18 protein-coding genes are annotated in these 13,098 nt (G+C 63.9%); 17 read left to right on the forward strand and 1 reads right to left on the reverse strand.

Annotation, left to right across the window (positions count from 1 at the left end):
- Nucleotides 1–531: 531 nt before the first annotated feature.
- From WS66_RS21810 to WS66_RS21860, 14 genes are all read left to right on the forward strand, one after another.
- Nucleotides 532–948 (forward strand): hypothetical protein, encoded by a 417-nt coding sequence (locus WS66_RS21810; protein ID WP_059603194.1) that lies wholly within the window; start codon nucleotides 532–534, stop codon nucleotides 946–948.
- Between the two features lie 48 nt (nucleotides 949–996).
- Entirely contained in the window at nucleotides 997–1,347 is a 351-nt protein-coding gene (locus tag WS66_RS21815; protein WP_059603197.1) for a hypothetical protein, read from the forward strand.
- Nucleotides 1,344–1,589, forward strand: coding sequence for a hypothetical protein (locus WS66_RS21820; RefSeq protein ID WP_059603200.1), 246 nt, complete (start codon nucleotides 1,344–1,346; stop codon nucleotides 1,587–1,589). Before WS66_RS21815 ends, WS66_RS21820 begins: the two co-directional genes overlap by 4 nt.
- Nucleotides 1,589–1,765, forward strand: coding sequence for a hypothetical protein (locus WS66_RS34110; RefSeq protein WP_179955262.1), 177 nt, complete (start codon nucleotides 1,589–1,591; stop codon nucleotides 1,763–1,765). Before WS66_RS21820 ends, WS66_RS34110 begins: the two co-directional genes overlap by 1 nt.
- Entirely contained in the window at nucleotides 1,762–1,929 is a 168-nt protein-coding gene (locus tag WS66_RS34115) for a hypothetical protein (RefSeq protein WP_179955263.1), read from the forward strand. Before WS66_RS34110 ends, WS66_RS34115 begins: the two co-directional genes overlap by 4 nt.
- Nucleotides 1,926–2,069 (forward strand): hypothetical protein, encoded by a 144-nt coding sequence (locus WS66_RS34120; RefSeq protein WP_179955264.1) that lies wholly within the window; start codon nucleotides 1,926–1,928, stop codon nucleotides 2,067–2,069. The genes WS66_RS34115 and WS66_RS34120 overlap by 4 nt, the downstream gene beginning before the upstream one ends.
- Before the next feature lie 93 nt (nucleotides 2,070–2,162).
- Nucleotides 2,163–2,462: a KTSC domain-containing protein gene (locus WS66_RS21825; RefSeq protein ID WP_059603203.1), complete on the forward strand. Its 300-nt coding sequence runs from the start codon at nucleotides 2,163–2,165 to the stop codon at nucleotides 2,460–2,462.
- Nucleotides 2,459–3,268, forward strand: coding sequence for a RecB family exonuclease (locus WS66_RS21830; RefSeq protein WP_059603206.1), 810 nt, complete (start codon nucleotides 2,459–2,461; stop codon nucleotides 3,266–3,268). Before WS66_RS21825 ends, WS66_RS21830 begins: the two co-directional genes overlap by 4 nt.
- Nucleotides 3,269–3,279: 11 nt before the next feature.
- Nucleotides 3,280–4,545, forward strand: a complete 1,266-nt coding sequence (locus tag WS66_RS21835) for a hypothetical protein (RefSeq protein WP_059603209.1) — start codon at nucleotides 3,280–3,282, stop codon at nucleotides 4,543–4,545.
- 30 nt (nucleotides 4,546–4,575) lie between these two features.
- The gene (locus tag WS66_RS21840; RefSeq protein ID WP_059603213.1) at nucleotides 4,576–5,460 is read left to right on the forward strand and encodes a DNA translocase FtsK; all 885 of its coding nucleotides are present in this window, start codon (nucleotides 4,576–4,578) and stop codon (nucleotides 5,458–5,460) included.
- Nucleotides 5,457–7,223 carry an AAA family ATPase gene (locus WS66_RS21845; protein ID WP_059603216.1) on the forward strand — a complete coding sequence of 589 codons (1,767 nt, stop codon included), beginning with the start codon at nucleotides 5,457–5,459 and terminating at the stop codon, nucleotides 7,221–7,223. The genes WS66_RS21840 and WS66_RS21845 overlap by 4 nt, the downstream gene beginning before the upstream one ends.
- The gene (locus tag WS66_RS21850; protein ID WP_059603219.1) at nucleotides 7,220–7,843 is read left to right on the forward strand and encodes a hypothetical protein; all 624 of its coding nucleotides are present in this window, start codon (nucleotides 7,220–7,222) and stop codon (nucleotides 7,841–7,843) included. Before WS66_RS21845 ends, WS66_RS21850 begins: the two co-directional genes overlap by 4 nt.
- Before the next feature lie 87 nt (nucleotides 7,844–7,930).
- The gene (locus WS66_RS21855) at nucleotides 7,931–9,568 is read left to right on the forward strand and encodes a hypothetical protein (protein ID WP_236872944.1); all 1,638 of its coding nucleotides are present in this window, start codon (nucleotides 7,931–7,933) and stop codon (nucleotides 9,566–9,568) included.
- 5 nt (nucleotides 9,569–9,573) lie between these two features.
- Nucleotides 9,574–10,026, forward strand: coding sequence for a zinc-finger-containing protein (locus WS66_RS21860; RefSeq protein WP_082728971.1), 453 nt, complete (start codon nucleotides 9,574–9,576; stop codon nucleotides 10,024–10,026).
- A gap of 9 nt (nucleotides 10,027–10,035) precedes the next feature.
- On the opposite strand, the gene WS66_RS21865 is transcribed toward WS66_RS21860, so the two are convergent.
- The gene (locus tag WS66_RS21865; RefSeq protein ID WP_059603227.1) at nucleotides 10,036–10,671 is read right to left on the reverse strand and encodes a hypothetical protein; all 636 of its coding nucleotides are present in this window, start codon (nucleotides 10,669–10,671) and stop codon (nucleotides 10,036–10,038) included.
- A 154-nt stretch (nucleotides 10,672–10,825) separates the two neighbouring features.
- On the opposite strand from WS66_RS21865, the gene WS66_RS21870 reads away from it, so the two are divergent.
- The 3 genes from WS66_RS21870 to WS66_RS21880 are packed head-to-tail and all read left to right on the forward strand — an operon-like array spanning nucleotide 10,826 to nucleotide 13,088.
- Nucleotides 10,826–11,206 carry a hypothetical protein gene (locus WS66_RS21870; protein WP_335672054.1) on the forward strand — a complete coding sequence of 127 codons (381 nt, stop codon included), beginning with the start codon at nucleotides 10,826–10,828 and terminating at the stop codon, nucleotides 11,204–11,206.
- Nucleotides 11,207–11,223: 17 nt separating this feature from the next.
- Nucleotides 11,224–12,903: a hypothetical protein gene (locus WS66_RS34455; protein WP_236872945.1), complete on the forward strand. Its 1,680-nt coding sequence runs from the start codon at nucleotides 11,224–11,226 to the stop codon at nucleotides 12,901–12,903.
- Entirely contained in the window at nucleotides 12,900–13,088 is a 189-nt protein-coding gene (locus tag WS66_RS21880) for a hypothetical protein (RefSeq protein WP_059603236.1), read from the forward strand. The genes WS66_RS34455 and WS66_RS21880 overlap by 4 nt, the downstream gene beginning before the upstream one ends.
- Nucleotides 13,089–13,098 lie beyond the last annotated feature (10 nt).

Raw genomic sequence — 13,098 nt, forward strand, 5'->3', positions numbered from 1 at the left:
TGACACACGTCCGCCTGCCCCCGCACGCCAGCTGGCCGCGCGGCCAAGTGCTGCCTATCAAATGCGCGATTCGCAAAAATTTTCGCGTTTCGCTATAGACAAGCATTTCGCGTTTCGCTAAAGTCCGTCTTAACGCAGCTCCGATCGCTGCGCCACCGCCCGAGGCGGATCGCTCTCTAACAATCGAAGGTAAGCCGGGACCGCACACGCGGAGCAACCGGCCGGCGCGATCAGCGTCGTGAGTCAGGACAGGCGCAGCGCGCTAGGCCGATTTTGGCTACCGCTTGCAGGCTTGAACGAACCTGATGCAAGACAGCCAGCACCACGTGACCGATGGCGTCGTAATCGGCACAAAACCTCGCGCGGCCCGGAGCCGGCACGGTCGGGAGTAGCCGGGCGCGCGAGTGATGCAGTTCTGACCGGCGGCGTTTCGTACTCTCGAGGCGTCGCCGGTGAGCACTGCCCGCACATGCAGATTCGCTATTCAAGACTGCAATTCAGTTAGCAATCCTACTTTCATCGGAGGGCGCAATGCACACTCCTCGAACCCATCACAACAACGTCCGCCATCTGCCCGCGCTGGTCGACCGACGCACCGACCAGCTTCAGGCCGATTCGGACGACGAAGCGCTGGCGCGCGACGAGCGCAACGAAGCAATCGCCGACGGCGTCACTTTCGACGTACTGCCGTTCTCCACCGCGCAGATCGCCGTGCTCGACGCGGCGCTGCGCCGCGGCCGAATCGAGGACGTGTACGAGGTCTGGAATATCTGCAAGGCAGCCCTCGACAGGGAAATCGCTCAGCGCATCGCCGACGCCGATCTCGCTGCCACCGCGCCGCGTTTCGCCAACGTCTACTGCGCAGGCTGCGGCCAGAAATTCGGCCCCGGCAACGCCGGTTTCTCCCGCTGCACCGACCACACCGTTCGTCGCGCACTGGGCGACTGACCACCCGCGCCCGCTACGGCTGGCGCTCAAACCACACCGAGACACCACATGAACGGGATCAAACACACGCTCGGTCAAGCATGGCTGCAGCGCGCGAAGGACCTGGCGCAGGAGCTGGCTGACTCGAGCTTCGCCTACGGTGAGCTGCCAACCGACGCCGACGAAAGTGCATCGGCCGATGCTTACGCCCGCTCGCACGCGGCCGATCGGTCGCTCGACGCGCACCTTCAACCGATGGCGCATCTGATCGACGCGCTGCACCTGGTCGCGTCGAAGACCGTGCTCACCTCCGGCATCCGAGCCGTTGTCGACGACGCGCTGGCGAAGGCAGGTTTCCGCGCGCCCGTGCCGGTGTCCGATCCCGTTCGCCACATCACCATTGCCGGAGTCGACCGATGAGCAATCTCAAATCCCCCGCTCAATGCGGCGACCTCGCTGAAAAGCTGATCGCCGACTACGTGCGCGAATCCGGTGCGTACGGCAATCCGGATGCGCTCGCGAACGTGATGGAAATGCTGATCAGCAAGGCGGCGCTCGGCATCACCATGGTCGGCAGCGAGGCGATCGCGCAGCAGATCCTCGACCGGACAAAGCACAACGTGGTGACGTTTGCCGAGCGGAACCTTCGGAGGAACCGGTGATGCGTTCACCCCTCAACAGCTTGCAGCCTGTATTTCGTCAGTACAAGCGATCGCCTGTATCGCGGCTCCGCTATGCGATCGAAGGCTCGGCATGGGCGTTCGCGTACGGCGTCGCGATCGGCGCGCTCTGGTTCGGCGCTGATCTGGCCGGCCCATACCTGCGGAGCCTCGGATGACGCCCTTCGACCTCCTCGGCGCGCTGCTCGACCGGGTATTCGAATGGAATCCCATAGCAGGTTACCTTGTCGCGCTCGCGATCGCTGCGGTGTGCACGTTCGTGCTTGCCCGGCTCAACGCGGACGGCACGACCGTAACCGCACTCGTCACGAGGCCAACATGAGCCGCTTCACCGATCACGCTGATCGCTTCGAGCGCCAACATCCGCGCGCCGCACGCGCGCTCGTTCTCGCGACCTTCGTCGCGGTCGCAGTTATCGCGATCGCGATCGACTACTTCAGCAAACGCTTGGGGATCCTCTAAGCGCCGTCATCGCACCCATCGACGTCACGTTGTCCACCACATGCCGCGCCGTCCGATGCGCGTCTCTCGTCGTTCTATCTGGAGTTCCAAGACATGAAAACCATCGACACCCAACCCGTCGAATCGTCGCAGATCCACAGCATCGGCTACGACGCTGAATCCGAAACGCTCGCGGTCCGGTTCAAGGATCGCAAGACTGCCGCGCCGACGTCGCTGTATCACTACGCCGGCTTCACGCGAGCGAACTTCGACGCGCTCAAGACCGCCGACTCGCTCGGCTCGCACTTCTACAAGCACATCAAGCCGTTCCCGGAGCGCTTCCCGTACCGGTGCGTCGAGAAGATGCCGGCGCCGGCCGCGGATGTCGACGCCGAAACCGCAGGTACGGCATGACTCCCTCGGTCTATACCGTGCGCGCGTCGAGCTGGGGTGCACTGTTCGAATGCGGATACAGGTGGGAAGCGATCCACCTTCTGAAGATGCGCAACGTTGTCGGCCTGCGCGCCGCGCTCGGCACCGCGATCCACGCCGGCACGGCCGCCTATGACCAGAGCGTGCTCGATGGCTCTGGCCTGACCGTTGACGACGCAGCCGGCGCGTTCATCGACAAGCTCTACGACCCATCGAACGAGTACAACCCGGAGAGCGACGATCTCAACCTGAAGGAAGCCGAGCGCATCGGCATCTCGCTCACGACGAAGTACTGCCTCGAGATCACGCCGCGGTACGACTTCGTCGCGGTCGAGATGGAAACAAAGCCGCTCGACATCGACTGCGGCGGTGGAATTGTGATCCGCCTTACCGGCACGATGGACCGCGCACGCGTCCGGCGCACTGCACTAGGCCCGGGCATCGCAGACTTGAAGAGCGGTTCGAAGGCTGTTGCCCAGGGTATCGCTGTCACGAAAGGCCACGGGCCGCAGATCGGCACCTACGAGATGCTCTACGAGCACACGACTGGCGAGTTGATCGCCGATACGGCCGAGATCATCGGGCTCAAAACGAAGGGCACGCCGGAGGTCGCGACCGCCGCGGTCAAGAACGCGAAGCGCGTGATGATCGGCACCGAGGAAACACCCGGCCTGATCCAGTTCGCGGCCGACATGTTCCGCTCCGGCCGCTTCTACCCCAACCCGAAGTCTCTTCTCTGTGACCGTAAGTACTGTCCACGCTACGGCACCTGTCAGTTCCACGAATAACCGAGGTATTCATGTCCACGCCGACCACACTTGAAGCAGTCCGCTCGCCCCTCCCGCGCGAGGCAAATCTCCCCACGGTCACACCCGGCTTCGGCTCGCTGCAGTCGTTCGAGCTGATGCAACGCGCGGCAAATCTGCTCGCATCTTCGACACTCGTTCCCGCTGCATACCGCAAGGTGATCGAGAAGCTCGATAAGTACGGCAACGTGAAGGAATCGCGCGAGAACCCGAACGCACTCGCGAACGCAGTCGTCGCGTTGAACATGGCCCAGCGTATGGGCGCCGATCCGCTGATGGTGATGCAAAACCTGTACATCGTCGAAGGTCGGCCGTCCTGGTCTTCGCAGTGGATCATCGCTGCCGTGAACGGCTGCGGTCGCTTCTCCCCGCTGCGCTTCGACATCAAGGTGCTCGGCGAGAAGACGGTCGAGCGCGTCGATACAGTCTGGGAAAACGGCAACCGGAGCAACGTCACGAAGCGCGTGCCGATTATCGACAAGGTCTGCGTCGCGTGGGCGATCGAGAAGGAAACGGGCGAGCGCATCGAGTCGCCGGCCGTGTCGATCGAGATGGCCGTCAAGGAAGGCTGGTACACGAAGAACGGCAGCAAGTGGCAGACGATGGACGAAGTCATGCTGCGGTACCGCACGGCATCGTTCTTCGGGAAGCTCTACGCCCCCGAACTGCTGATGGGCCTCATCACTGTCGAGGAAGCAGCTGACATCGTGGACGTCAACCCGGACGGCTCGTACTCGGTCAACCGCACGACGCTCGACGAGATGCGCGCCGGCCGCGCGCAGCAGGCCGAAGAAGTCGGCCGCGCAACGCAATCCGATCCGCAGCCGGGTTGGCAGCAAGGCGCGTACGACGCTGCGCGCGATCCTTCGCAGACGGTACGCCAACCGCATACCACCGCGACCACGACCGACACCGGCGAGGCGACGAATGCCACGCAAGCTGATCCCGTCGACGACCAGGACGGGCCGCAGGAGGATGACGGCGACGGCCAAGGTGGTTTCGACTTCGACGTCGCCGGCCTCGTGCGCGGAATCCGCGAGGACATCGAGTCTGCCAAGACGCCCGAAGACCTCGACCTCGCCCGCAGCGCGATCAGCGGCGTGCCGGATGAGACGGCGAAGGCCGAACTGAACGCCCTCGCGTCAGCGCGCATGCGCGCCATCACCGCCGCAGCTGAACAGTCGGCCACCGGCAAAGCATCCGCTCAGGCGACCGCGCCGGCCGGCCGCCGCCCGCGCAACCCGATCAACGCCGACTAACCCGACTGATTCGCCTCCAAGGATTCCGACATGACCGACAAAAACGTCCTCCAGATGACCGCCGACAGCATCGGCAAAGATCTGCTTTCCGCGCTCGTGACCGAGATGAAGCTGATGCCCGATATCTGGGTGAAGCTGTCCGAAAAGAAGCAGAACGACGTCATCGACCGGCTTCGGGCACGCGTCGACCACAACGTGAAGATGGCGACGCACCTCATCGCGAGCAACGGCCGCATCGTAGTCCAGGGCGACCTCGATCAGATCACGATCAAGGATGGGGTCAAGGCGGTCGTGAAGTTCGGTGGCTCGCAGCCGAATCTGCACGAGCTTTACGAAGCCAGTGGAAAAACCGTTCTGGTCGTCGTCGCGAACCCGGCCGAGCATACCGACGGCATGGACGAGATCCGCGGCGAATCCGATCAGCGCGGGTTCGACCTCGGCCGCGAGTACACCGACCAGGACGGCGACGGCATGGACGGGCAGCGTCCCCATGGCGACGACGTCGTCGACGCAGAGTTCCGCGAGGTGCCGAAGCTCGGCGACGGCCCGACGCAAGCGCAGCTCGACGAACAGCATCAGGCCGGGCGGCAGGCGGCCGCCGAAGGTAAGCCCGAGAGCGAATGTCCCGTGATGGCCGGCGAGCTGTGCATCGCATGGGTGAAGGGCTGGAAGGAATGGCACGAGGAACAGGCACGCCAGGGCGACGAAGATCCGCTGTACGGCCAGGTTGAAGCGTTCGTGATCGAGCAGCAGAAGGTGACGATTTCGAGCGTCCAGCGCCAGTTCAAGATCGGCTACAACCGCGCCGCGCGGCTGGTCGAGCTGCTCGAAACAAAGGGTGTCGTCAGTCCGCTCGACGCGGATGGCGGGCGCACGGTGCTCAAGCCACATGGCCCGCAGGGAGAGGAATCGTGAAAATCACCGACATTTACGTGGCGAACGTGCTCGGGATCCGCACAGCGGATATCCGGCTCGCGAAGCCCGTCGGCCTCTTTACCGGCCCCAACGGCGCCGGCAAGAGCAGTCTGCAGGAAGCCGTGCGCATGGCGCTCACGGGCGACACGGTCCGCGTTGCACTGAAGAAAGAATATGGCTCGCTCGTTACCGAGGGAGCCGACGGCGGCCAGATTGTGGTCGCCTGCGGCGAGCAGGCGAACAGCGTCATGCTGCCAGGCGGCAAGATGAAGCGCGAACTCGCCGATGATCCGCGCCTTCCGCTGGTGCTCGACGCGCAGCGGTTCGCGCACCTCAGCGCGGCCGAGCGTCGCGCGTTCCTGTACGACCTGATGGGCGTGAAGATCGGCGTCGACGAAATGCGCGCCCGGCTGCTGGACAAGCTCGGGTTTCGTGCCGATGCGGTGCCCGCATCGGCCGCCGCGCGGCTCGCAGCCATCACACCGATGTTGCGAGCGGGCTTTGAAGCAGCGCAGAAGGAAGCGGCCGACCGCGCGCGCGGCGCGAAGCAGTCGTGGCGCAACGCGACCGGCGAGACGTACGGCAGCCAGAAGGGAGCAACCTGGCGCCCGGCGCCGGTCGAGTTCGACGAGGCAGCGTTGCGGAAGCTCACTGGCGATCGCGCGGCGCTCGACGACCGGATCGGCGAACTGCAGCAGCAGATTGGCGCGGCCGACGCGGCGGACAACGCGGCACGTGCACGCGCGTCGAGGATCGCCGACCTGCGCACGCGCGCCGCAGGTTACGCGAAGGCGGTCGAGCTCGCGCAGCTCGCCGACGAGCAGGTCGCCGAATTTCTGCCCAAGGTCGAAGCGCTTCGTGTGCGCGCCGGCGCGGCGCCGGCCGGCACGGAATGCACGTGCCCTGAATGCGGCGCACTCCTGCGCTACCTCAATGGCGTTCTGTTGGCGGCGGCAGCGGCCGGCGCGCGCGATGCTGATGCGGCCGCGAAGCTGCCAGAGTATGAGCAGGGTTTGAAGACGTTGCAAAACGCTGCAGCGAACCGCAAACGCGACCTCGAAGCGGCAGACTCGGCCGCGACACAGTTGCGCGCACTCGAAGACGATGCGGAGGACAGCGGCGCGGCCGCCGCACGCGAGAGCGGCGACGCCGCGCGCTCGGAGCTAGCCGACTTTCAGCGCCGCCGAAAGCAGCTCGACACCGACATTGCTACGCTTCGCGAAATCGAGCGGCGCGCCGCCGGGGCTGCCGATCTGGCAAAGCAGGCAGCGGCGCTTCACGAAGACGTCGCCGCGTACGAGGCGATCGCCGATGCGCTCGCGCCGAACGGCATCCCCGCCGATCTGCTCAGCGAAGCGCTCACGCCGATGAACGAGCGCCTCGTCGCGCTCGCCAATCTGTCCGAATGGGCGGACGTGACGATCACGCCGGAGATGGAGATCTTCGCCGACGGGCGCGCGTACGCCCTGCTTTCCGAATCGGAGCGCTGGCGCGTCGACGCTCACATCGCCGCGGCGATCAGCCACTTCTCGGGCCTGAAGCTGCTCGTGCTCGATCGCGCCGACGTCCTGGTCGGGCCCGAGCGTGACCGCCTGCTCTACTGGCTCGATGACCTCGCGTACACCGAGCAGATCGACACCGCGCTCGTGTTCATGAGCCTGAAAACGCCGCCCGGCGGCCTGCCCGAAGCCATCGAAGCCTTCTGGGTCGAGGATGGTCAGGTCGCGCCGGCCGCGCAGCATGCAATACGGGAGGCAGCGTGAGAGAGGACATCGAGAAGTATCTCGCCGCGACGTCGGAAGCCACGGCGAAGGCCGTGGCGACCGGAACCGGGCTTCCGCAGCTCGACGTGACGAAGGAGCTGAACCGGATGCTCGGCGAGGCACTCGTCGAGCGCGAGAAGCGGGCCGGCGGCGGCAACGAATACGTGTACTGGCTCGCGCGCGCAGCCCAGCCGGCGCCGGCGGCCAGCGACACGCCACCGGCCGATGCAGCGCCGGTGCTAGTATCGGTCGGCCTGGTCGAGAAGTCGCTGGCCCCGAATGCCGGCGTCATCGACGTCGCGCAGATCATCGCAGGCCTGCGCGCCGACGTTGAGCGCCTCACCGTCGAGCGCGACGCCGCGCAGCTGAAAGCCAACACCTGGCGCGCGAACGCTGCGGCGCTCGAAGCGCGCATCGACGAGCTGACGCTCGGTCCGGTCGGCGCGCGTACGCCGCTGTTCGTGACCATTGGCAGGTATTGCAAGCCGAGGCGTCATGCATCGCTGGAGAAAGCCCAGAAACGCGGCAGCGCGCTCGTGCGCAGCGAGAAGGAATCTGAGGTGCTCGTGCTCGAACCGGTTGGCCGGATCGTGCGCGGAACGGAGTGGATGCCCCGATAGCCGCCCCGCCGCGCGCCCTCCGTGCTCCGGATTGCGCGGTGCATTCGGGCGGCTCGTACAGCGCCCAATTTTTCCAAGGAAAACAATATGGATCTGACGACGACCCATGCGGAGGACGTACCGCACGACCAGCAGTACGACACTCTCCTCGCAGCCGTTCGAAGCGCGTTCGAATCACACACCAGCGACTCGCACACGCGCCTCTATACAACGGACGTCGAAGGGCTATTCGACCTCTACCTGAATACCCTTTCGCCGTCGCCCGATGTTCGTCAACACCATACCTGTAACGCGTGCCGCCGGTTCGTCGAGCGCTTTGGCGGCCTCGTAACCATCGGTGAAGACGGCTCGTTGGCGTCTGCGATCTGGACGCAGGAAGCGGCGTCCGCTGTTGAGCAGCCCTACTACGCCCCAGCGGTCGCTCAAATGCGCGCGTCAGTCGAGCGTGCGCGCATCACAGGCGTCTTCTACACGTCCGAGAGCATCTGGGGCCAACCACGCACTGGCGAGTGGACGCACTTCAGTGTGACGCCCGGCCGTCATCTGATCCATGCGAGCCGCGTACAAACCGCGTTTCAGGCGATCGCCGAGACGCGCGAGGACTACCGCACGATGCTGACGGCATTGCAGGAGTTCACGCTCGCGACCGTCGAGACCGCCGTAACGTTGCTCAAGACCGATTCGCTCTACCGTTCCGAAAAGTGCCTGGGCGCGGCCGAGTGGCTGCGTGATGTGATCGTCGCGCGCGAAGCGACGAAGAACGTTCGCCTGAAGGAAAACCTGTTGTGGCGCGCGGTCGCCACTGCGCCCGCGGGGTTCGCGCATCCGCGTTCGTCCATGATCGGCACGCTGCTCGAGGATATCGCTGCCGGCCTGCCTCTCGATGACGTCAAGGCGAAGTTCGCCGCGAAGATGCATCCGCTCCTGTACCTGCGCCCACAGGCAGCGCCGAGTACAGGAACGATCCGCCAGGCCGAGAAGATCGTCGAACAGATGGGTATCGCCCCTTCGCTCGAACGGCGCTTCGCACGGCTCGACGAGTTGCACGCGCTGTGGAAGCCGAGCAATGCGGCTGAGGTCCCGTCGAACGGCGGCGTGTTCGGCCACCTCCAGCCGAAGAGCGCGAAGCCGATGAACTCGCCCATGATCGCATCTGGCGGCCAGCCGATGACGTGGGAGAAATTCGCTCGCACTGTCTTGCCCGAAGCCGAAAGGATCAAGGTGTATGTGCCGACTGGTTCGGCCAACTTCGCCGCCTATTTGACCGCGCAACATGCGGATGCGCCTCCCATCCTGCAATGGGATCGCGAAGACCTCCGCAATCCCGTGAGCTGGTACCTGTACAACGGTGGTTCATCGGCGTCCCGGTGGGGACTCACGCCGGGCACATGGGCGAACGTGACCGCAATCAGCCCACAACCGTCGTCGTGGCATGCGCCACACGAGCATCAAGGTGCCGGGGTGCTGCTTGTCATCGATGGCGCGAAGGATCATCACCACGAAGGTTCCGGTAACTGCCTTTTTCCCGAATGCCTTAAGTCCGAGCTGCACGCCGTGCGATCCGTCATCGAGGCGTACTCGCGCCGCGCGTCGATCGGTGGTTTCGATCAAGCATCGGCGTGTGGCCTGATGTTGCAGAAAAGCAGCCGCTACGGTGACGGTCACCGCATCCGTGTAACGACCAGGGGAGCAACGCTCGAATACATCATCGACCGATGGGATTGACCGGGATGAACCGGACTGCCGCAAACAAGAAAACGCCCTGGGACCCGTCGCGTCGCGCGACGGCCCGCGTTAGAAACCCGCTTCCAGCGCCGACCAGATGCCCTTACGACGACGGCCCCGTCGACATCGTGAATAACTCGGCGATCTACGGGCGCGAGTACGGCGATTGGCCGTGGGCGTTCCTCTGTCGTTCCTGCTATGCATACGTCGGCCTGCACCCCTTCACTGCGATTCCACTCGGCACGCTGGCCGACGGGCCGACTCGTGACGCGCGGAAACGTGCGAAAGCTGCCTTCAACCCGATCTGGCAGTCCGGCGCGATGACGCGCACTGACGCATACATCTGGTTGGCACGACAGCTTGGCATCGCGAACCACGAGGAATGCCACATCGGCTGGTTCGATGTGGCGGCATGCGATCGCGTCGTCGAGGTCTGCAGGAGTCGACGGATTCTGTAACGTCAGCAATCAAAAAAGCGATGGCGGGCGCAGCTCGGGGTACTTCCCGTTCGTGAGTCTCACGACGGCCCCGAACGTTTCATCAAGTGTTTTCAGGCTGCCTCTCATAAATGCCGTGGCAACATCGTCACCCGGATAGTCATTTGGCTTCTCTTTCTGATGGAGCTTGAACTGAGTCACCAATCGCGTGAGACTCATACATGCAGCCTGAATGGTAAGAACCGCCTGTGTCAACTCGCCCGAGTCGAGCTCGAAAATTGGAACCTGGTCAAGTAAGTCGAGCGTTCTGCTCAATTGGTCCTCACTTACCAGGGTGAACGCGGAATAATTAAACGCACCGCTATCATTCAGTGAAGGCTCAATTCGCTTGAACCGTACGTACACCTCGTCGAGGACTGCTTTAAGGGACGAGCGCCGCTCAGCCAGTTCACGATCACGAGTTTGCGTTGCAATCTTCAATTGATGCGATGCTGATCGTTCGCCCAGGAAGTAAGCCCCCGCAATAGCCGCGATCGCTCCTACCGCTTGGACCCATGCGGCCCAATCAGCTGCCTTGAGACTGCCCCAATCGACGTATCGATAGGCAGTCACGGCAATGGCACCGACAAGAACGCCTGAGGCGTAATAGTAGACCGATCGCTTCATCGCCCGCCCCCGCTTGTTTTGGTGCGAATCGTAGCACGACCACCTCACCCCCAAGCCGCGCAAATTCCGTTGCCTCGGATGCGTGGCTTTTTTATGGGCGGCCAGCACGGCGCCCGTTTTTTTGAATACTCCGACACTTATGAACGTTCAGCGCGTGTACAACAGCTTCGGGTTTTGCTGCGGCCTCGGCGGCGGCGCCAAGGGCTTCACCAAAGCCACTTCTCGCGTCGGCAACATGACCGCGACGTGGCGCTGCATCGGCGGTATCGACAATGATCCGGCGGCCGCGCGCGACTTCGAAATGCTCGTCGGCACGCCGTGCACGCTCATGGACCTTTTCACGCGTGAGCAGTACACCGCGTTCCACGGTGCCGAGCCGCCGCCCGGCTGGCGCGAAGCAACACCGGAAGACGTGCGCCGCGCCGCCGGCTATCTGTGCGCGGTTCATGCGCATCAAGTCGGTGCGGATAAGCACTTCTGCCCTACCCACCAAGCAGAGTCGAGCGGCAAAAAGCAGGGCGATCTTTTCGCATGATCATCGAGGCTCATACCATGACGACCAACACGTATGGCGGCTACACGGTCGCCCAACTGCGCGAATTCATCCGCCACCACTACGACGCCGAGCACGGTGGCGACAACATCGATGAGCTCACGCGCGACAATTCGGCAAGTGTCACGATCGTGCGCGACCTGCTCGACGCGATCGAGCCGCAACAGGACGGCGACCTGCTCCGCCCGGTCGCGCGCTGGGTCTACAACGCAGTGCGTGTGAATCTGGACCTGCTGCACGGGATCTGCATGGAGTACGGGTGCCAGCCGGGCGACGACGTCGCATTGTGGCTCCGCGATCGCCTGACCAATGAAAAGAGCCTCGCTCCCGTGCAGGCGAGCGACGCAGCAGATCAGCGGCCGGGTACGGAGATTGACCCGACGGAGGTTCATCCGACCGCCGAAGTCATTGTCGGCCGGCGCGCCGCCGGCAGCAATGAGACAAGTTCGAAAGTGAGCTGCGCCGATGCACTGACGGACGCTCAAATTCTCGAAATCGGCTACAAGCATTTCAAGCCCGGGCACAACATCAAGGCGGAAGCGAATTTTGTTGCAGCGGTTCGCGATGTGCTCGCCGCATCCCCTGTCGAGCAGCACGAAGCAGCGCCGGCCGACGTAACGCTGCCTTACGAAAATGCGCTCCACGAATTGATCCGAAAGATCAGGCCCGATCTGGATAGCGGCGACATCATTGCTGACGCACAAACGGCTATCAATTCGCTCGCCGGGCGCGCGATAACCGATGCGCAGATTGACGCGACATGGGCAAATCTCGATGCGCGTGGATCGTCGCTCTACGAGCCGCATCAATGGGAAGTCGAGATGCGGCGGCGGTTCGCCCGCGCCATCATCGCTACAACACCCGCACCCTCCGCCCCGCTCGAAGGCACGGGCAATGGGGCGGATGAGCGCGTAGGCACGGCGGAAATCGTAGGCGGCCGAGTGAAGCAGTTCACATTCGAGCAAACCGACATGCCAGACGGATCGTACTCACTCTACGCCCTGTCCCGCGCCCCTCGCACTGAGGTGGCGGGAGCGGGGCAAGAGGCGGTGGCGTGGGTTCGCAAACATCCGGACACGGGAGAACTATCGGGCGATTGGCTCTGGAATGACGCCATCGAGCAATGCCGCAAGGATTCGGGAGTTTGGTTCCCGTTGGGCTACCTCACCGCCCCGCCCGCGCAGGTCGCCACTCGGTGGAGGCTGACGGTTAGCGATGTCTTCGCGCTGATCGGCCACGCCAAGCTTCTGCGCGGCCGCGGCGAAAGTGACATGCCCGCGTGGCGCATGGATCTGGCGTACCGGATCGCCGCCCGGATCGATCCCGCGCTCGCGTCGCGCGTCGAAGCGCTCAAGACGAAGCACGAGCTGCGGGTCGTCACGCAGCCGGAGCCGCGCGCCGAGGTGTCTGCCGACGACCAACAGGATGCGATGCATTGGCGCGCACTAATGATGAACGGCGAGCCATCCGTCTACGTCGAGCGCACGGAACGCCGCGTGATTCAACAAGCGCAATCCGTCGCGTTCTCAGACCCGGATCTCACGGGACGAATCGCCACCCCTACTTCAAGCGAGATGTGGGTCAAGCGTTACGTCATGTTCGCATGGTGGGCGCGCGAGCACGAGAAACGAACATTCACCGAGGCCGTCGACGAAATCCGAGCTGGAGCAGGCCAATGAAGCTGACCGACGTCGAAGTGTTCGCGATCCGCGCGATCGGCCTGACTGACCACTTGCGCGAACAGTTGTATCCCGAGCTAACGCAGCGCTGCCCATACTGCGACAACACCGGTGATGTGCACGACGCTGCTGGCGAATGGCGTGGTGTTTGCACGGCATGCATCGTGGCACGAGACGCATCGTGATACGGGGAAT

It is taken from the genome of Burkholderia sp. LA-2-3-30-S1-D2, assembly GCF_001523915.2.
In the GTDB taxonomy this organism is placed as follows: Bacteria; Pseudomonadota; Gammaproteobacteria; order Burkholderiales; family Burkholderiaceae; genus Burkholderia; species Burkholderia diffusa.